Below are 18,754 nucleotides of genomic sequence, written 5' to 3'. Positions count from 1 at the left end.
AAAAATGAGTCGATCGGTTTTTGAGGGGGAATCATTTCATTCCCCCCTTTCGGTTTCTTAAAAAGAAAGGAGGGAGCGGCGGTTGAGTGTGATTGTCACCGTGATTTACGGTTCCGACGAAAAAAAGGACTGGGTGGATTTGGAACTTCCCACCGATGTTCAAGTCGGAGAGTTGATTCCGATCATGGTTGAAACGCTTGAAGAACATCTGCAAAACATACAGGACCGGTTTGTCTTGGAGATCAAAAACAAAAACAGCAATTGGGAAAAAATGAATGAAAAAAAGACGCTTCAAAACTATGGAGTCATGGACGGGTTTTATCTCCGGATTCAAAGAAAGCCGTTGGAAGAAGAAAAACATGACGATCTGGCCGAACAGCTGGGCTTGATTGAAAAAGAAGAGATCAAGGGGATTCTTGAAACTTGGAAGACCGATGGTTAAACCGGTAAAGGAGAGAAAGTGATGAGCATTATTTTTCAGAGATCACCGAGGATCAAGGAAGAGATGCCCCGGGAAGTCATTGAGATCAGCGAACCGCCTCAAAAGCCGACGGCGCCGACTTTTTCTTACGTGCAATTGATCTTCCCCATTCTCATGACCTGTACCACCATCGGGTTGTATATTTACATGATTAAATCGGGGAAATTGGGGAATTCCAGTTGGTATATGTTTTCGATCATCTCTTCCGTTATGATGGCTTTTTCGTATATCATTCCGTTTTTCACTTATTTGTCCAACAAAAGGAAATACAAACAAGACTTGATCGAACGGGAGAGAAAATACCGGAATCTCCTGAAAAAATACCAAGAAGATCTGGAACAAAAGGAAAACCGGCAAGCGGAACTGCTCCGGAAATGGAATCCCTCGCCGCATGAATGCCTGAGAAGAATGCAGCGGAGAGACAGTTCCTTGTGGGAACGTTCGCCACATGACAGCGATTTTTTGTCCTTGCGGTTGGGAAATGGCGATGTGCCTTCAACGCTGACGATCGTGGCGCCGAAACAGGATGAATATGAGCGGGAACCGCTCATCGATGAGGCCAAAGAACTGGAGAAAGAATACGGTCTCTTGGAAGACGTCCCGGTGTTGCTCCCGTTGAACAAACGGCAAGTGGTGGGGGTTGTCGGAGACCGGGATTCGATTTTAAGCACCTTCCGCAATCTGATCATTCAAATCGTGACGCACCATTCGCCGGATGAAGTGAAAATCGTTTCTTTTTATCACGAGGAAGAAGCCGATCGCTGGGATTGGATCCGGTGGTTTCCCCATGTTTGGGATGACCAGCGCCGAGTGCGGTACTTGGCATCCAATTATGAAGAAGCCCGGGAATTGGTCGATCACTTGTATGAAGTTTTGCGCCGCCGGAAACGGAACAAAAACCGGGAAATGATGGGGATGGAACTCCCTTATTATGTTTTTCTCATTTCCGACCCCGGTTTGTTGGAAGATGAAGCGATCCTGCCTTTGATTTTGAAAGAGCCGGATTTAGTCGGTGCGCGTACCTTGTTGCTTGCCGACTCCAAAGAAGTTTTGCCCATGCAATGTCAGGCGGTGCTTGAAGTGCATGAGGGAGGCGGCATCCTGAAAGAGACGAACTATACCAAGGTCGAAAAAGAAGAAGACAAGTGGGAATACAAGTTTTATCCGGACCATGTTTCGCTGGAAATTGCGGATTTGTCCGCACGGGCATTGGCTCCGGTCCGTTTGAAAGCCAACCGTTCCAATCAAATCCCGCAATTGCTGACTTTGTTCGACTTGTTGGAAGTTGAGAAGATGGAGGAAATGGATGTCAAGCGCCTCTGGGAGCGGAACCGTTTCCCCAACACGTTGCCGGTTGCGGTGGGAATGAGCGCCGGCGGGAAGAAAGTCCGCTTGAATATTCACGATAAAATCGAGCGGCAAGGACACGGTCCGCACGGGCTGATCGCCGGTACGACCGGTTCGGGGAAAAGTGAAGTGATTCAAGCCTTGATCGCGGCACAAGCGCTGAAATATCATCCGCATGATATCGCTTATTTGTTGATTGACTATAAAGGGGGCGGGATGTCCAATATTTTTGAAAACCTCCCGCATTTGGCCGGCGTGATTACCAACTTGGACGGAAATCTTATTGAAAGGGCCAAGATTTCGTTAAAAGCGGAATTGATGAGGCGTGAACGGATTTTTAAAGAGGCAGGAAACATTCAGCATATTGATGAATATTTCAGGTCGGGCCATGCCGAAGAAAATCCGCTTCCGCATTTGGTGATTATTATCGACGAATTTGCGGAGTTGAAAAAAGAGCAACCCGAATTCATGAATGAATTGATCTCGATTGCGGCCAAAGGAAGAACCTTGGGGGTTCACTTGATTTTGGCCACGCAAAAACCGGCAGGGGTTGTGGATGACAAGATTTGGAGTAACGCCCGTTTCCGAGTCTGCTTGCGCGTACAAGATGAAGCAGACAGCCGTGAAATGTTGAAAATCCCGGATGCTGCATGGATCACCAACCCGGGACGCGGTTATTTCCAAGTGGGTAGCAATGAACTGTTGGAGTTGGTTCAATTTGCATGGAGCGGGGCTCCTTACCGCCCGGACTCTTCGCAAAATCAAGAAGCATCCATCAAGGAAGTGCTCTTGACAGGAAGAAGAGTGGACCGGACGAAACGAACATCGTCCGTGAAGAAGAAAAAAGAAGGAAGAACCCAAAAACAATTGGATGTGCTGGTGGATTATTTGGCCGAACAAGCCAGAGAAATGGGGATCAAACCGGTTGGCGGCCCATGGCTCCCGCCTTTGCCCAAACAGCTCTTTTTGGAAGAGTTGCGTGGGGAAAACGCGCCCGGTTGGGACGGGGAAACCTGGCAGCCGACAGAAAACTGGCTGGAACCGGCAGTCGGTTTGTTTGACGACCCGGAAAACCAAAATCAGGATACGTTGCGCATTCCGTTGAACGAAGGCCATTTGCCGGTATACGGAATGCCGGGAACCGGTAAAACCACGTTTGTACAAAATCTGCTGATGTCACTGGCTCTGGAACATTCGCCGGATGATGTGCATATGTATGTCCTGGACTTTGGGCGCATGTTCCGTGATTTGGCAAATCTCCCGCATATGGGGGCAATTATTCAGGATGACGAGCCGGACCGGGTGAAACGCTTGTTCCGTTACCTGACGCAGGAAATGGAACGCAGGCGGGATAAAATCGTTGAGTCCGGAGCAAAAACCTTCCAGGCTTACCGCAAGTCGGCATCGGAAAAAATTCCGGCCATCATTGTGGTGCTGGATGGGTATGTCAGCTTCAAGTCGACGTATGAGGAAGAACATCATCAATTGGAGAAATTGCTCCGTACCGGCGTGGGCTTCGGAATCCACTTCATTGTCACCATGAACCAATTAAGTGACATGTTTGACCGGGTGAGAAACAACTTTTCCTTGGGGGTTTCCTTTGAGCTGGCAGATCCGAGCGATTATTATTACGCAGTGGGCCGTTTAAGGACACCGCCGGTAAGTTTGCCGGAAGGGCGCGGATTTGTCAAAGGACAGGTGCCCCCGTTGGAATTCCAGAGCGCACTTCCGTCCGAAGGTGCGGATGAAATCGAGCGGTCCCGGACATTGCGGGAGAAAGCGCAGCTTCTCGCGGATGCTTGGACCGGAAAACGCCCGAAAGAAATCGGTTCTCTGCCGGAAGTGGTGGAATTGCAAGAGCTGATTGTCAAACATGAAGAAAACCAGACTTCCTTGAATCATTTGGAAGCACCGGTCGCCATCTCCATGGATGATTTAACCCCGTTTTATGTCAGTTTGAAGGACGGTCCTTACTTTGTGGTCGGAAGCCCGGTGGAAGGTGGCAAAACGTCTTTCTTGCAAACATGGATGTTGTCCCTTTCCTATTTTTATTCACCGGATGAAATCGAATTTTATTTAGTGGACTTCCGCCTTGGGGATCAAGGGTTGGCCATGGTGACAGGACTTCCGCATGTGAAGGGATATGCCACCGACGAAGAAGAACTGAAGGAAGTTTTAAAGCAGATTGATGAGAAATTGAGCAAGCGCGTGAAACCGAAAGGGTTTGAAGCCGTTTTGGCTGCCGCCAATGAAAAGAAAGAGGAAGGCCCGGCGATTGTGCTGGTGATCGACGATGCCGATTACTTCAGCAAACGGATGAATAACTTTGATCTTCAAAATCAGCTGAACCAAATTGCAACGCAGGGGCGGAGCAAAAACTTCTACATGATCATCTCCGGAACCCCTTCGAACTTCCCGTACAGCAGTGATAACTGGCTGGCGGAAGTAAAAGCCATGGAAACCGGATTTTTGTTTGCAAGTCTGGAACCGAACGATTTGTCGTTCTTCAAGATTCCAACATCGGAGTCGAGGGCTTACTCCATGGGGCCGATTCAGCAAAGTTTGCGGGCCGGTGAAGGGTATTTCGCAAAACGGCGTTACACCAAAGTGAAAGGAGCACTTCCTTATTCAGGGGATTGGACGCCGGTTACTTGGACGGAACGGATAAGACAGCGTTGGCCGTCTGTTGAAAAAAAACCGTCCGAAAGTGTTGATGAAGCATGATGAAACACTTTTCATATAAAATATAAAAGGAAGAATATTGCTATAACAATAATTTTTGTATATAATTTCAATGTATATATTTTGGCTTTTACGAAAGGAGTTATACGGAATGCCTCGTATTCAAATTGATCCGGCTCAGGTCGAGCAAGTAGCTAACCAATTCCAAGCAAAACGCCAAGAAAGTGAGCAAATCATCCAACACTTGAGAAGCCAAATCAACAGCCTCGAAGGTCAATGGGAAGGTATGACCAAACAACGTTTCTTTAATGATTTCCAAGAAGCAGAACAAAACATGAAAAACTTCACCTTGCTCTTGGAAAACATTTCAACCGCATTGAAACAAATCGCCACCAAATTCCGTCAAACCGACGAAGCTTAATGGGATTTGGGACAAGCAGATCCGACGCCAGACGGATCTGCTTTTTTTATGCAATTAAAAAAACCTCCTGATTTCCAGGAGGTTTTTATTCTTTCTTGGGAGAATCCGGCTGGTGATAGATGCCTTCCATCTCCCATAAGGATTCCATGTTTTTCAGGTGTCGGGTGATTTCGTTTTTGTTCATCCGTGCGACTGCCGTCAAAAGCGCGTTGATCAAGCTTAGCGGGGCAACAAATGAGTCCAAAAACGACGGCAGGTTACTCGCGGCCACCAGGCACACATCCGAGACGCCGGCCAATGGGGAGCTGTGTGCGTCCGTAATGGCCAAGACCGGCACGTTTCTTTTTCTGACGAATTGCATGGCTTGGATCGTCCGCGAGGTGTAACGGGGAAAACTGATGCCAATCACCAGGTCTTTTTCCGTCAGGGTGGATAATTTCTCAAACATGGTGTCCGATTCGGTAATCAACTCTGCATGCTTTTTTAACAATTGCAAGTAGAAGGTGAGAAAAAAGCCCAACGAGTGGGAACTGCGAAGAGCGACCACCGTGATGGTATCGGCATGATGAATTTGTTTGGCCGCCTCGCTGAAGTCTTTGGCATCCAGCATTTGAATCGTTTGGTTGAGATTGGCGATGTCGTCGTTCAGAATTTCGTAGGCAATCCGCTGTTCTTCCGGGTAAATGTCACCGGCCAGATCCAATCTCTCCACCGTGGTGATCCGTTTTCGCAGTTGTTCCTGTAAACTGTGCTGCATGTCGGTGAATCCGGAATAGCCGAGGAAAGTGGAAAAACGGATAATCGTGGCTTCCCCCACTCCCGCCCGTTCTGCCAACTTGGCCGTGGTCAGAAATGCAGCGGTATCCGGATTGTTTTCGATATAGCGGGCGATTTGGCGCTGGGCTTTGCTCATCTGACTGCTCTTCTGGCGAATTCTTTGAAAAATGTCCGGTTGTTTTGTCAAACCATCATCTCCTGTTTAATCAGTTTCAAAACCCCCTTTTCAAATTGTTCCAGGGTTTCATCAATGATTTCCGGAGTGTGTGCCACTGAGGTGGAAAAGCGGTTCAGCGGTTTTATATAAATCCCCTGTTCCAATAATAAAAAATCCAATTTTTTGCGTAAGTCACGATTGGAGTTCAATACATCGTAAACCTGTCGGACGGGGCGATTCGTAAACACCAGATTAAAGATGCTGCCCACTCCCACTGTTTTGCCGTCGAGACCGTGGCGGTTCAAGATTTCCTCGATTCCGTTCCGCAAGCGCATAGTATTCTTTTCCAAAGATGAATAAACATCCTTCTTTTCCAAGAGTTGCAGCGTGGCCCATCCTGCTGCAAGGGTTAAGGGATGACCATTGTGCGTCCCGCTGTGAAACAAAGGTTTTTCGCCGGCATTGCCCGATTCCATGGATAAGATGTCCGTTCCGCGGGTGGGGGAGCATAAATCCAGGATGTCTTTTCGTCCTCCGACCACACCGACCGGAAAACCGCCGCCCAACACTTTGCCCAGTGTGGTCAGATCGGGGGAGACCCCGTAATAGCCTTGCGCTCCCGCCAAGCTGATGCGGAAACCGGTTTTGATCTCATCAAAGATGAGTACCATGTTCCGCTCCCGGGTCACTTCCCGGAGTCCTTTTAAAAATTCCGGGTCCGGCGGGATGTACCCGGCTTGAACCGGTTCCAGGATCACGGCACCGATCTCCGCGTGATGCCTCCGGAGAAATTCGGCGGTTCGGTCCAAATCATTAAAAGGGAGAACCAGCGTGTTTGCCACGATGTCTTCAGACAATCCATAAGAATCGGAGGTGGCGACGGGCATGGCCCCGGAAACCGGGGGTGAGGGATTGACATTGATCAAAACCTGGTCGAAACTGCCATGATAATGCCCGTCAAACTTGACGATTTTCTTTTTTCCGGTCCAGGCGGTTGCCAGCCGAATGGCCAAGAGGGTCGCTTCCATCCCGGAATGGGTATAGCGGACTTTCTCGATTCCGGGATACAGGCCTGCCAGGCGTTCGGCCATTTGTTGCTCCAAAGCGTGAGGTGTTCCAAACGAAGTGGTTCCCCATTCGTTCAACACCGTTTGGATCGCACGGTTGACAGCCAGATGGCCGTGTCCCAAGACAAGGGCTCCGTAACATAAGTTGTAGTCAATATAACGGTTTTTGTCTATATCCCATAAATAGGCCCCGTCAGCTTTTTCCATCATGATCGGATAAGGTGAAAAATATTTGATATTGGCGGTCACACCCCCGGGTAACCATTGGCAAGCCTCTTGGTAAGCTTGGGCGGAACCGGAAGTTTGTTTTGCAAAGGAAGAAGTGAACATCACGGGCACCTCGCTCAGAAATATTTACTCCATATAAATAAATAAACAGAGTATATACTCCATTTTTCACACAATGGAGCACTTGTAAAACCGGAAGAAGAACGAAAAGAAGCGGGAAATCCTGTGAAAACGGCGTTTTGATCCGGAAAACTCCGGCTCCCTTTGGATTCTGCACAAAAAAACATGTCTTTCCGACATGTGGAGTGATCACATTATTCAATTTGTCGGTTTAAATATTTCTGCAGAATGGCTTCCAGTTGTCTTCCGGCCGGCATCCGCCAGTCTCTTTGCATCCGGGCGGCGGTTTCCAATACGTTGGTCAGCAAAACTCCCGCAGATTGCAATTGCTGGCTGACCATCCATATTCCGCCGGCGGTGTGAGAGCAGGAAACGTCCATCAGGGCGTAAGAGGTGTAACCGTGTTGGACGGCAGTGGAGGCCGGCAGGGTTAAACTGATCTCTGCAATGGCTCCGGCCCAGAAAAGGTTTCTTCTTCCGGCTTGCCGGATGGTGCCGGAAAAGCAGGAGTCGTCCCAGGGGTTGACGGTGGTGCGGGAAATGATGACGGGTTTGGAATGCAGTTTTCTCCATTCGGGGATGAGGGAGGCATCCGATAACCCCAAGCTGCCATAGGTCATGATGACGGGCAGATGGAAAAGGTTGATCACTTGGATCAAGGTTTTCAGATTGTCCCGGGTTTGCGGAACCAAAGGTTCAAGATAGTCGTTAAATATCACCAGACTGTTTTCCGGATCCGGCATTTCGGTTTGCCGGTTGTAACCGTTCCTGCTCACCGGCTGAGGCCTGCCCGTCCTGAAAAACGGCTGATTCTCATAGTGTACTTCATGATGAACTTCATGATGGACTTCGGTAAACCGGTTTCCTTCATGGGTGGAGGAAGTGGTTGAATGCTTCGGATACATAGAGATCCCCTTTGCCTTAGGATGTTAATTTATACGTATGCAACAGCCTGCAAAAAAGCGACGCATCAGATGGCCCCTGGCGCAATCACCCGGATAAAAAAATCATTTTTTTCATGTATTTTGACAAAAATGAAACATTTTTTCGGTATATTATATATTGTCCTATTGATACGAAAAGGAGGAATGATCATGAAACGTTATTGGTCTGTTGTGATGGCTTTTGTCTTCATTTTCTCCATTTCTTTGTCCCAACCGGTTTTTTCCGCGCCGGATTTGGCGGTCCATCCTTCCGCAACGTATGAAGCTGAAGCGGCGGACACCGTTGTTACGGTATCTGCAAAGATTGCGGAGATCCGCGGATATGATTCGGACTATGAACATCAACACATCCTGGTGAATAATATCAATGTGTTGGATATTGAAAATGGAAATGCCAGTGACATTCCCAGCCGGGCGTTTGTCGCGATTCGCATTGATAAATCGGGAATCGGCGGTGAAATCCCCAATCTTCGCGTCGGTGCTTCGATTGTGATCAAAGGGGAATTCATTCCGGAGGACGAAGCGTATAAAACGCCGCATAACTGCTGTGATGCCGTTATTCATTTCACCCATGACCCGGTCGGATATGTTCAATATGACGGGGTGACTTACCGCTAAACCTGAAAGAAGTTGCATATTCAAATAAACAAATCCGATTTCCGGGAGGATGGTATGTCCCGTTTCAGGGAATATTGTCCTCTCGTTTTTTACATACACGATACTCTGTATGATAAATATTTGAATTATGAACGGACAGAGGCCTTCCCGAAACAAAAAAGGACATAACACAGGTGTTGCATGCAATCTGTTATGTCCTTGCATTTGATTTTTTTGGCTGAGGGTGGTTTCTTTTTAAAAAATAAGGAGTTTAATAAACAAAATCGCGGCAAACGGAATAAAAAAGGGGAAGAAAAAAGAAGCTTTCAGTTGTGAATCTTTGTTTTTTCTGAGTGGTTTGAAGTGGATGCCGCCCTTGCTTACCCCTGTGATCACGCCGGTGATGGTGTGTCCGCTGATCAGTTTGATCCGCACGACTTTCCCCTTGTACAAACGGCTTTTCTTTAACCAATGTTTTTTGGCAGGCATGAAATCTCTCCTTTCTTTTCTTTATCATCATATGGAAAAAAGGAGAGACAGACAGGGCGTGTACCTTTGTGCAGGAAGAAAAAGGGATGCATCATTTTAACGAAGAATATCTTTTTTTAGAAACACAGCAGGATTTTTCGGGAAAGGATGACACACGTGCAAAATCCATATCAACTGAAACAGCTCCGGCTTTTTGCTTTTCCTTATGCAGGAGGTTCGTCGAATATTTATCACGACTTGAAATCATATTTGCCGGCGGAAGTCGACTTTTGTCCGGTGGAATTGCCGGGCCGCGGACGCCGGTTGACCGAACCGCTTTGTGAGAATATGGCTTGCTTGGTGGAAGGTGTCAGTCAACAAATCAAGGGACAACTCGATCTCCCTTTTGCATTTTTTGGATATAGCATGGGTTCGTTGCTCGCTTATGAGTTGGCCGTCCGGTTTCAGAAAGAGGGGGAAACTCCGGTTGCGCTTTATGTTGCGGCCAGCCGCGCGCCGCATTTACCGCGCCGGGATCTGGACATCGGCGATTTGTCTGATGACGAAGCATTGATCGCCAAACTTCGCCAATTAAACGGGACACCGGAAGAAGTCTGGCAAAATCCGGAGTTATTGGAGATTGTGCTTCCAATTTTGCGCGCTGATTTTTCGGTGGTCAGCCGCTATACTTATGAACCGGCAGCCCCGCTTTCATGTCCGGTCATTGCTTTTGGAGGCGAGCGGGACCCGGATGTTTCCGAAGAAGCGCTGCTTGAGTGGGAGCGTCATTCGAACGGTTCATTCCGCCATTACATCTACCCGGGAGACCATTTTTTTATCCATGGAAACAAAGATGACTTTTTCAAGACGTTGAGCCGGGAACTGAATCGTGTCATCAAAGAGAAAGTAAACGGATAAAGGAGCGGTTGTCGTTGCAAACGAAGGATTCATTAATCCCCGGCAGGGTCTGGATTTATCAAACGCCTCTATCAGCGGCGGTCCCGGAACTCGCCGCTCTGTTAAACCATACGGAATTAAAAAGATTTCGTTCATACCAAAAGGAAGAAGATCAAAAACGGTCGCTTTTGTCTTTTGCTTTGCTGCGTTTGTTGCTGTCCCGGTTTACTGGGAAAGATCCCCGAAAGATAAAAATTTCCCGAAATTGCCCTGCTTGCGGAAAGCCGCACGGCAAGCCGCGGGTGATGGATGAAGGACCCATCGAAGTGAACATTTCCCATTCAGGAAAATGGGTGCTGACCGCCATTGCCTGTCACACTCCGGTCGGCATTGACATTGAACAAATCAATCCTGATCTGGTTGAAGATGAAATGGTGAAAAGGGTGCTTTCCGCGGAGGAAATGAAAGAATGGGAGAAATTGCCCCAGGAGGAAAGAAAAGAGGCCTTTTACCGGTACTGGACATGGAAAGAAGCAATCTTGAAAGCGACCGGAGAAGGGTTGGCGGTTTCAATGCCCCGCTTGACGGTGACAAACCGGGATGGTTCTCCGCGATTGACCCGGTGGGAAGGCCGTGAAGACCGGGTCGGGCAAATCGGTTGTCACCCGCTGCAGGTGGATCCGCAATATGCTGCTTGTTTGGCCGTGATCGGACGGGCTGAAGAAATCCTCCTCAGGCAAGGGGAAGAAATTATACAAGCATGGACGAAAAATCAAAACATATGGAGGAGTGCCCGTTGATTTTTGCGGGCTTTTTTATCATGAAGAGAATTTCCCGGACACGGACATGGAGAAATCGCTGGATTGGCAGGGATGATGATGGAGTTCATTCAAATCGGGCCCATGTTGCTTCGCTTGGAGTGGTTTGTTTTTTTCGTGGGCGGAGGTTTGGGAATGGCATTGTCAAGATGGTTGGCGATCAAGAAGAAATTGGAGCCTGCTTGGGATTTGGATATTATCATCCAGGCGATTGCCATGGGAATGCTGGTTTGGAAATTAAGTGCGGTGATCTTTGAACCTTCATTGTTTTTGAAATATCACTGGACCATTGTTTACTTGCCTCCTTCCGGGAACGGGGATTGGTTGGGATTGTTGATTGCACTTTCCTATTTGGGGATTTATTTTTTCCGGTTAAAAAAACAGATGCGCCGCGGATGTTTGGACCTGTTCGGTGTTTTGATGGGGGTCGTGCTGGCGGTGAATCAATGGATCCGTGTTTTTTGGGATGGGGCTTGGAGCCTTCAGTGGATTCATTTGCCGGTGGCGGTTTTGCACAGCATGATTTTGTACTGGCTCTGGAGGCAGGGATTGAGAAAGATGGGAACGGGGGAAGTGTTTGCTGATTTTTTAGCTTTTTCCGGCTTGGTTTTGCTTGCCGGTTCCTTTCCGGTGTTTCACCCGGATCCCTTGATGTTTTTTGTGAAAACCGAATGGCTGGGCTTTTTCATGACCATTGCCGGACTCGTTTTGTACCTTATGCTTGATCAAGACAAAGGGAAAAACCGCTTCTAAGTCATTAGGCGGAAATGGCACGGCCTGGCCGGGTTATCCGGACCTTTGGGCATGTAGTGTTTATTGTCGGAAGCAGGGTAGCCATGGAATGGTTTTCACAATGAATGCTTTTATTTTAATTGTTGATAAAATAAAGTATTTATGTTATCCTTTTAAAAAAAGCATATTACGTTTTTCAGGGGGAGTCGGTCACTGGCAGGCTCCCTTTGTTCTTTTTGACCTAATTTTTAAAAAATTTGAGGGGTGAGGAGGAGAAACCATGTTTTTTGCACAATTACTGCTAATTTTGGTTGCAACAAAGTTGGCTGGCGATTTGAGCACCCGGATCGGACAGCCGGCTGTTTTGGGAAAATTGATTGTCGGTGTGATTTTGGGACCGGCGGTGCTGGGATGGATTGAAGAGAGCGACATCATCCATCAAATGAGCGAAATCGGTGTTCTCTTGTTAATGTTCTTGGCTGGTCTGGAGACCGATATACATGAGCTTAACAGAAATCGCACCTCTTCTCTTGCCGTGGCTGTGGGGGGAGTGATTCTCCCATTGGTCGGAGGTTATCTGGTTGGGATCTGGTTCGGGATGGAACCGTTTACTGCCTGGTTTTTAGGTGCATTGCTTTCGGCCACTTCTGTCAGCATCACGGTTCAGACATTGCGGGATCTTGGCAAATTGCAAACCAAAGAAAGTGTCACCATTTTGGGTGCGGCCATTGCCGATGATGTCATTGTGGTGGTGTTGCTGGCCTTTTTGATGAGTTTTTCCGGATTGCAGGATGTCAGCCTCGGATTGGTGATCGGTCAAAAAATCTTGTTTTTTGCCCTGATTATCTTGTTGGGATGGAAAGTGGTTCCGTGGGCCATGAAATGGATGACCCGCATTCGCGCATCCGAAATTGTGGTCAGCTCTGCGTTGATGATTTGCTTTGCCTTTGCCTTTATGGCGGAAGAAATGGGCGTTGCCGGAATCATTGGCTCTTTTGCGGCCGGTCTTTCTCTGTCGCAAACCAAAGTGCGCCATGAGGTCGAAGAAAAGTTGAGTCCGATTGCTTATTCCGTTTTCGTTCCGATTTTCTTTGTAAGTATTGGGTTGTCTGTGTCTTTCGAAGGACTCGGCAGTCAAATTGGATTGATTGTTGTTCTTTCCATTCTTGCCATTTTCTCCAAATGGATCGGTTGCGGATTGGGAGCCCGTTTGACCGGATTTAACACCGCTTCATCCATCAGCATTGGTTCTGGCATGATTTCGCGTGGGGAAGTGGCCTTGATCATTGCTTCCCTTGGATTAAGTAAACATCTGTTGCCCGCCGAATGGTATACATCCACGATTTTGGTTGTGATTTTGACCACTATTATCACACCACCGTTGTTGAAAATCACCTTCCAGAAAATGAATCCTTCCAAAAAAGAGAAACCCCGACAAGAAGCAATTGCTTCCAAATAAAACCCATGTCAGGCCCCTTGATCCGGTAAGGAGCAAAGGGGCTTTTTTATGCGGGATGAATTAAATGATTTTTAAATAAATAATTTTCAAAAAAGTTAACTTTTTCATAAATTAATATGTTATATTTTTGAATATATATTATTTATCTAATAATCAGATTAACATCTTTGGAGGAGGTTTATTCATTGTCAGAAAACAAGAAGGTTGACAGAATGGCCTCAACGCATCCGGATTGGGAGGAAATTTCCCGCTCACCGGAATTTCGCGAGCTGATGCAAAAGAAACGCCGGTTTATCATCTCAGCCACGTTCTTTTTCGCTCTCTATTATTTTGCCCTGCCTTTTTTCACCGGTTATTTTGAGTTTCTCAACACTCCGTTGATCGGATCCATCAATGGTGCCTATTTGTTTGCCATCTCCCAATTCTTTATGGCTTGGATCCTGGCGGTTTTATATGTTCGTCATGCCAACCAAACCGATCAATTGATTCAGCGTCTGATCGAGAAACAGAGGAGGGAAGCTTCGTGAACACAACCGCTTTTTCGCTGTTTTTGGTGATTGTGTTGCTGACGCTTTTGGTCACCTATTGGGCCGCCAAAAGGACGCAGACCACCACGGATTTTTATGCGGCGGGCCGGTCAATCAAGGGCTGGCAAAACGGGATTGCCATTGCCGGGGATTACATGAGTGCTGCCTCTTTCCTCGGAATAGCCGGGTTGATTGCTTTGGGAGGATTTGACGGTTTTCTTTATTCCGTCGGCTGGCTGGTCGCTTATCTGGTCGTGTTGATCATCGTTGCTGAACCCCTCCGTAACTCCGGCCGGTATACGCTGGCGGACATGCTGGCCTACCGCATGAGGGCAAAGCCGGTCCGTTCCGCTGCGGCGCTGAGTACTTTGGCGATCTCCACCTTTTATATGATTGCCCAACTGGTCGGGGCAGGCGGGATCATCAAGTTATTGCTCGGGATCGATTTTGAGGTATCGATTGTAATGATCGGGATTTTGATGATTTTGTACGTGGCATTTGGCGGGATGCTGGCCACCACTTGGGTGCAGATCATCAAGGCGGTTTTGCTGATGGCGGGAACGGTTTTGCTCAGCTTCCTGGTGCTTGCCCGGTTTGATTTCAGCATGGTGGAGATGTTTAATCAAGTTTCGGACAAGCTCGGGCAAAGATTTCTCGAGCCGGGACTGTTGTACACCAATCCGCTGGACAACATTTCGTTGGGACTGGCCCTTCTGGCCGGGACGGCAGGCCTTCCCCACATATTGATCCGTTTTTATACGGTGCCGACTGCCAAAGAAGCGCGGACTTCCGTCGTCTGGGCCATGTTTATCATCGGGGCGTTTTATATCATGACCACGTTCCTCGGTTTTGGTTCGGCCATTCTGGTTGGCCAGGAAAAAATTATCGCCGCGGATCAAGCCGGAAACATGGCTGCCCCTCTGCTTGCCGAAGCATTGGGAGGAAATTTCTTTCTCGCCTTTATTTCCGCCGTGGCATTTGCAACCATCCTGGCGGTGATGGCCGGGCTTGTGATCTCGGCAGCCGGTGCCTTTGCCCATGATTTTTATTCCAATGTTTTGCGTGGGGGAAAAGCCACGGAAAAAGAGCAAATGCAGGTGGCCAAATGGGCTTCGGTGGGAGTCGGGATTGTGTCCATAATCCTGGCCATTCTTGCCAAGAACCAAAATGTCGCTTTTCTGGTTTCTCTCGCCTTTGCCGTGGCGGCCAGCGCCAACTTGCCGGTGATCCTCTTCAGTTTGTTTTGGAAGCGCTTTAATACAACGGGTGCGGTCACCGGGATCTTAACCGGACTGTTCAGCTCCATTTTCCTTGTTTTGATCAGCCCGAACCTGATGGATCCGGAAGATGCGCTTTTCCCTCTGGGGAACCCTGCCATTGTATCGGTTCCGCTCGGTTTTATCGGTGCCTGGTTGGGAACGGTGTTTTCCCGTGAACCGGAGGCGGAACAGAAATTTACGGAGCTCTATGTCCGGTCCAACACCGGAATCGGTTCCGAATAAACGAAAGAAGCCTGCTTCAAAAAGCAGGCTTTGCTTTTTGGAGGGCAGAAAATGCGGGAATTTTATTCAGGATTTCAAAGCAGGTTGACAGGAGGGAAGCTTTTTTCGTGGTTGCAGGGTTTGATACCACCTCCGGCAGAGGACGATGATGATCACCAAGTCGATCACGTCGCCCCCGTAGTACATCAGCATTCCTCCGGCTTCTGCCAGGTCCGTTGGAACTTCGCCAGGCGGATGGGCATAGATGAATTTGGCCAAAATTTGGTGCGCGGCAAGGGAGAGAACCAGGACAGCAGCCCGGAACGAAAAACGGTACCGGTCAGGGGAAGGTTCCAACTGCAAGAGGGAGGCGGTGTATACATAGCCGGCCAAAAAAATGTGAAGGTGGATCAAAAGATAAAAAAACGCATGTTGATGCATCATTTCCCAGAGGCGGGTGGTGTATAACACCCACATCCCGCCGATATTGAGGAGGGAAGCGGTGACGGGATGGTGGAGGGTCCGGATATACCGGGTTTTTAAAAAACGGACAAGCCTCCGGGCGTTTTGGATGCTCAGGGTGCGAAAAATGAGGGTGAACGGGCGGGCCGAGTGGATCAAAAGCGGGGACAGCATGCCCAGAATTAAATGGGTTCCCATATGAAACCGAAAATCGGCATGCGCAAGATGGGCCAAGGGTCCGGTCGCCGAAACGACGGCCATAAGAACCCCCACAATCCCAAAAACGGTACGGGATCGCGGCCATGCCTTTCCCCGACGGCGGGAATGGACGAAGGCACCATACAGATAGACAAAAAAAACCGTCCCGAACGGAAGGATGAACAGCAGGGTATAAACCGGATTCACGCTTCCCGCTCCTTCCGTTTCTTTTGTGAGCGGATGACCAGAAAGCCGGCGATGATCATGATCACGGCAAGCAAATTCCAAACCAGATCATAGATCAACACATTTTCCACATAACGAATCTGATGAATCCGCATCCACTTGTGCTGAATGATTCCGTCGTACAATTGAAACAGACCGGCTCCCAGCACAACGCTTCCCCACCATCTCTTTTTCCGCCAGGCATGGCGCCGGCGAAGATCGGCCAGCAAGAACAATGACCAGACCGTCGCAAACCAGCTGAAGGCATGAAACAGCCCGTCGGAGACAAGCCCGATGCTGCGGGTGGCCCGGTCATAAAAATGATGCCAGTGTAAAAGTTGGTGAAAGACTGCTTCATCGAAAAAAGCAATCAATCCGATGCCAAACAACAACCCGGACCAGAAATTGCGCTTCCAAAAAACCGAATCCATGGATTCACGGGATAACGGACGACTTGTATCCATACGGATGCTCCTTTTTCTTTCGGGAATTTCGCAATTTATCCTCTAGGTTATCCCATGTGTATCCAAAGCAAACGTCTGAAGGATAATCAGGGTTGTCCACAATGTAATCTCTGATTTTCATTTATCTTCCGGTTATGGAACTGAGAGAGGAAATCGACGGTTTAACCAGCTTTCAGGGGGGCCGTTCAGGATTTATTTTTGTTGACACAGATCAGCAAAACCCTGATGGCAAGGGTTAACAAGGAGATTGCCAAAATCCCGATTCCCAGTCCGGTCAGCGTGAGAGAGGTGATTTCAATTTCAAACAACGGATCGCACCCCACTTTCCTCTTTTAAATGAAATATTTCATCATAATAAAATTATGCTGAATATTTGATGGTTAAAATATAAAAAGATAAAGTCCCCCGAAAAAAATTGAAACATTTGGGGGACTGGATCATGGAATGAAACGTTTCAGCAGGCTGTTTTTGTTTTCTAATAAACGAGGTGTTTAAATTTTATGTTCTTGTCGTCCAAATAACTCTCCACTTTATACCGGATCTGATGCAATAAATCAGTCTTATCCACCTTTATATCAAACAAGTTCTCCCCGTAAAAACGCACAAAAATCTTACCGTCATTCAAATCCTCCACGTGATTTTTTCCGATTTCCCGGACAATCGTTTCCACAATGACTTCCCTGGGTAAGTGAGTTTCCAAAAGATCCAATAACTCTTGCCACTCTGGATGAGGTTCCAAAGAGGCCCGATAGTCATAGATTTTTTCCGGACGGTAAAGAAAATAGATATTTCCCATAAAACCAGCCCGCAAGTCGCCTAACCACAGTTCTTGAATCTCACTGATCCGGGAAATGTCTTTCATCACCTGGATAAAATGACCGGTTAACGCTGGATTCTCCTTGAAATATTTCCCGCCATCATACTCGGAAATTGACAGGACCGAATCACTGATAAACATGCGGTGAACATATGGCTCCTCCTGTACCATTGGATTAAAAAAAACGACGTTAAAAGCGTCAAAGTTCTTTAACCGGGTCCCGGCGAGATGGATGAATTCAGATGAATATTTAATATCTCTTGCAATATCCCCCACCTTGTAATTGGTGATGGCTTTGATTCCTTCCCAATGCTTTAATAGTTTTTCACATATTTTGATTGCCGTGTTCCAATATCCATCCACCAGATATCTTCCCCAACCGGTATAAGCCAGATAAGTTTTTTCATCCATTTAGTCAATCCCCCTTATACCTTCACATTTTTACCCAAGAAATCAATATCTCATTTCCCGAATTTAACCTTGCGATATTTTACAACAATGCCAAGCTCTTTCTTAAAAGTATCCACAATCGTTTTCATATCTTTATCCTCTGCCTGGGAACCTTTATATAATATTCGACTATCTGCTCTATGAGTTATGCCAAGTTCCCGTGCTTTCTCTTGAATAATTAGGTCATCCAAGTGCTGATTTAGATAATCGATCGCATTTTTATGTTTATATAACTGAATAAAGGCATTAAATTCATTTCCTTTGCTATTTTTAACGAGAAGACCATCCTCTATAAATTGTTGAGGTTTATTCTCTGCTAACAGAGCTAAATCTTTGAGGGCATCTTTGGAATACAGTTTTGCTTCCTCTACAATAATGATTTTTCCGTTATCAACCACAATGTCATCAGGCAAACCAAAAATACCTTTTTTAGTTGGATCTTCTTTGTACGCTTTGTTGTAAACAGCTCGAAATAAGGAGTCTATTTTTCGTTTTCCTTCTTCTTCGCCAAATTTACTTCGGATACTGTTCTTTAACAAAGATTCCTCTTCAAAGCTAACACTGGCGTACTTTTTACCATTTGATTTGCTGGCAAACTTCTGTAACCACTGACCGAATGAGGTATCACCGATTGTCTTTGGTGCGGAAGCAGTTCCATCAGCAAATATTTCGAATGCCGTCGAAAGACTGAGTCCGTTAATTTTAGTTATAATGCCATCTAAATGGCTGCTTATGTACCAGCCGCCAAAGCTAAGGAAAAAACCGAATGCAGCGGCCACTATTGCTCGTTTTAAACTAAATATACCTGTTTTCAGGTAATCTGTTATGCTTTGGTCCGTTCCCGCAATCACTGCATTACCAAACATTTTGGGCGTAGCTCGGTTTAGCCAAGGAATTCTGGAACCGATCGAAGCTAGGATACTTGATTCACCGAT

The 18,754-nt window shown here is 47.3% G+C and carries 19 protein-coding genes; 10 read left to right on the top strand and 9 right to left on the bottom strand.

Annotated elements, in window-relative coordinates; genetic code table 11:
• Positions 1–88 precede the first annotated feature (88 nt).
• The 3 genes from I8U23_RS07265 (at position 89) to I8U23_RS07255 (ending at position 4,931) form a co-directional block, all read left to right on the top strand.
• Positions 89–442, top strand: coding sequence for an EsaB/YukD family protein (locus tag I8U23_RS07265; RefSeq protein WP_231564555.1), 354 nt, complete (start codon positions 89–91; stop codon positions 440–442).
• Positions 443–463: 21 nt separating this feature from the next.
• Positions 464–4,552 (top strand): type VII secretion protein EssC, encoded by a 4,089-nt coding sequence (gene essC, locus I8U23_RS07260; RefSeq protein WP_198050879.1) that lies wholly within the window; start codon positions 464–466, stop codon positions 4,550–4,552.
• 109 nt (positions 4,553–4,661) lie between these two features.
• Positions 4,662–4,931, top strand: coding sequence for a WXG100 family type VII secretion target (locus tag I8U23_RS07255; RefSeq protein WP_049720635.1), 270 nt, complete (start codon positions 4,662–4,664; stop codon positions 4,929–4,931).
• Between the two features lie 85 nt (positions 4,932–5,016).
• Here the strand turns inward: I8U23_RS07255 and I8U23_RS07250 are convergent, their stop codons facing one another.
• From I8U23_RS07250 to I8U23_RS07240, 3 genes are all read right to left on the bottom strand, one after another.
• A complete protein-coding gene (locus I8U23_RS07250; RefSeq protein WP_037993167.1) occupies positions 5,017–5,895 on the bottom strand; it encodes a MurR/RpiR family transcriptional regulator in 879 nt (292 codons plus the stop codon).
• The gene (locus I8U23_RS07245) at positions 5,892–7,262 is read right to left on the bottom strand and encodes an aspartate aminotransferase family protein (protein WP_198050878.1); all 1,371 of its coding nucleotides are present in this window, start codon (positions 7,260–7,262) and stop codon (positions 5,892–5,894) included. The genes I8U23_RS07250 and I8U23_RS07245 overlap by 4 nt, the downstream gene beginning before the upstream one ends.
• A gap of 212 nt (positions 7,263–7,474) precedes the next feature.
• Positions 7,475–8,185: a cysteine hydrolase family protein gene (locus tag I8U23_RS07240; protein WP_198050877.1), complete on the bottom strand. Its 711-nt coding sequence runs from the start codon at positions 8,183–8,185 to the stop codon at positions 7,475–7,477.
• Between the two features lie 189 nt (positions 8,186–8,374).
• Between I8U23_RS07240 and I8U23_RS07235 the strand changes: the two genes are divergently transcribed.
• Positions 8,375–8,842 (top strand): hypothetical protein, encoded by a 468-nt coding sequence (locus tag I8U23_RS07235; RefSeq protein WP_049720632.1) that lies wholly within the window; start codon positions 8,375–8,377, stop codon positions 8,840–8,842.
• 234 nt (positions 8,843–9,076) lie between these two features.
• Here the strand turns inward: I8U23_RS07235 and I8U23_RS07230 are convergent, their stop codons facing one another.
• Positions 9,077–9,310 carry a hypothetical protein gene (locus I8U23_RS07230; protein ID WP_049720631.1) on the bottom strand — a complete coding sequence of 78 codons (234 nt, stop codon included), beginning with the start codon at positions 9,308–9,310 and terminating at the stop codon, positions 9,077–9,079.
• A gap of 156 nt (positions 9,311–9,466) precedes the next feature.
• Here I8U23_RS07230 and I8U23_RS07225 point away from each other — a divergent pair, with 156 nt between their 5' ends.
• The 6 genes from I8U23_RS07225 (at position 9,467) to I8U23_RS07200 (ending at position 15,224) form a co-directional block, all read left to right on the top strand.
• Positions 9,467–10,207, top strand: a complete 741-nt coding sequence (locus I8U23_RS07225; RefSeq protein WP_198050876.1) for a thioesterase II family protein — start codon at positions 9,467–9,469, stop codon at positions 10,205–10,207.
• 14 nt (positions 10,208–10,221) lie between these two features.
• The gene (locus I8U23_RS07220) at positions 10,222–10,986 is read left to right on the top strand and encodes a 4'-phosphopantetheinyl transferase family protein (RefSeq protein ID WP_198050875.1); all 765 of its coding nucleotides are present in this window, start codon (positions 10,222–10,224) and stop codon (positions 10,984–10,986) included.
• Positions 10,987–11,064: 78 nt separating this feature from the next.
• Positions 11,065–11,757: a hypothetical protein gene (locus tag I8U23_RS07215; RefSeq protein ID WP_131470900.1), complete on the top strand. Its 693-nt coding sequence runs from the start codon at positions 11,065–11,067 to the stop codon at positions 11,755–11,757.
• 259 nt (positions 11,758–12,016) lie between these two features.
• Positions 12,017–13,195 (top strand): cation:proton antiporter, encoded by a 1,179-nt coding sequence (locus I8U23_RS07210; RefSeq protein WP_049720629.1) that lies wholly within the window; start codon positions 12,017–12,019, stop codon positions 13,193–13,195.
• Positions 13,196–13,407: 212 nt separating this feature from the next.
• The gene (locus I8U23_RS07205; protein ID WP_037993231.1) at positions 13,408–13,722 is read left to right on the top strand and encodes a DUF485 domain-containing protein; all 315 of its coding nucleotides are present in this window, start codon (positions 13,408–13,410) and stop codon (positions 13,720–13,722) included.
• The gene (locus I8U23_RS07200; RefSeq protein ID WP_049720628.1) at positions 13,719–15,224 is read left to right on the top strand and encodes a solute symporter family protein; all 1,506 of its coding nucleotides are present in this window, start codon (positions 13,719–13,721) and stop codon (positions 15,222–15,224) included. Before I8U23_RS07205 ends, I8U23_RS07200 begins: the two co-directional genes overlap by 4 nt.
• A 66-nt stretch (positions 15,225–15,290) precedes the next feature.
• Here I8U23_RS07200 and I8U23_RS07195 read toward each other — a convergent pair whose 3' ends face one another.
• The 5 genes from I8U23_RS07195 to I8U23_RS07180 form a co-directional block, all read right to left on the bottom strand.
• Positions 15,291–16,070 carry a cytochrome c oxidase assembly protein gene (locus I8U23_RS07195; RefSeq protein ID WP_037993154.1) on the bottom strand — a complete coding sequence of 260 codons (780 nt, stop codon included), beginning with the start codon at positions 16,068–16,070 and terminating at the stop codon, positions 15,291–15,293.
• Positions 16,067–16,552, bottom strand: a complete 486-nt coding sequence (locus I8U23_RS07190) for a DUF2243 domain-containing protein (RefSeq protein ID WP_049720627.1) — start codon at positions 16,550–16,552, stop codon at positions 16,067–16,069. The genes I8U23_RS07195 and I8U23_RS07190 overlap by 4 nt, the downstream gene beginning before the upstream one ends.
• A gap of 185 nt (positions 16,553–16,737) precedes the next feature.
• Positions 16,738–16,860 (bottom strand): hypothetical protein, encoded by a 123-nt coding sequence (locus I8U23_RS13580; protein WP_255347143.1) that lies wholly within the window; start codon positions 16,858–16,860, stop codon positions 16,738–16,740.
• Between the two features lie 167 nt (positions 16,861–17,027).
• Positions 17,028–17,780 (bottom strand): hypothetical protein, encoded by a 753-nt coding sequence (locus I8U23_RS07185; RefSeq protein ID WP_138614842.1) that lies wholly within the window; start codon positions 17,778–17,780, stop codon positions 17,028–17,030.
• A gap of 50 nt (positions 17,781–17,830) precedes the next feature.
• On the bottom strand, positions 17,831–18,685 hold the full coding sequence (locus I8U23_RS07180) for a hypothetical protein (RefSeq protein WP_138614843.1): 855 nt from the start codon (positions 18,683–18,685) through the stop codon (positions 17,831–17,833).
• Positions 18,686–18,754: the final 69 nt, after the last annotated feature.

The sequence above is a fragment of the Thermoactinomyces sp. CICC 10735 genome (genome assembly GCF_016055175.1).
Lineage (GTDB): Bacteria > Bacillota > Bacilli > Thermoactinomycetales > Thermoactinomycetaceae > Thermoactinomyces > Thermoactinomyces vulgaris.
The sequence above is the reverse complement of the archived record's forward strand: the minus strand, read 5'-3'. Positions and strand labels throughout refer to the sequence as shown.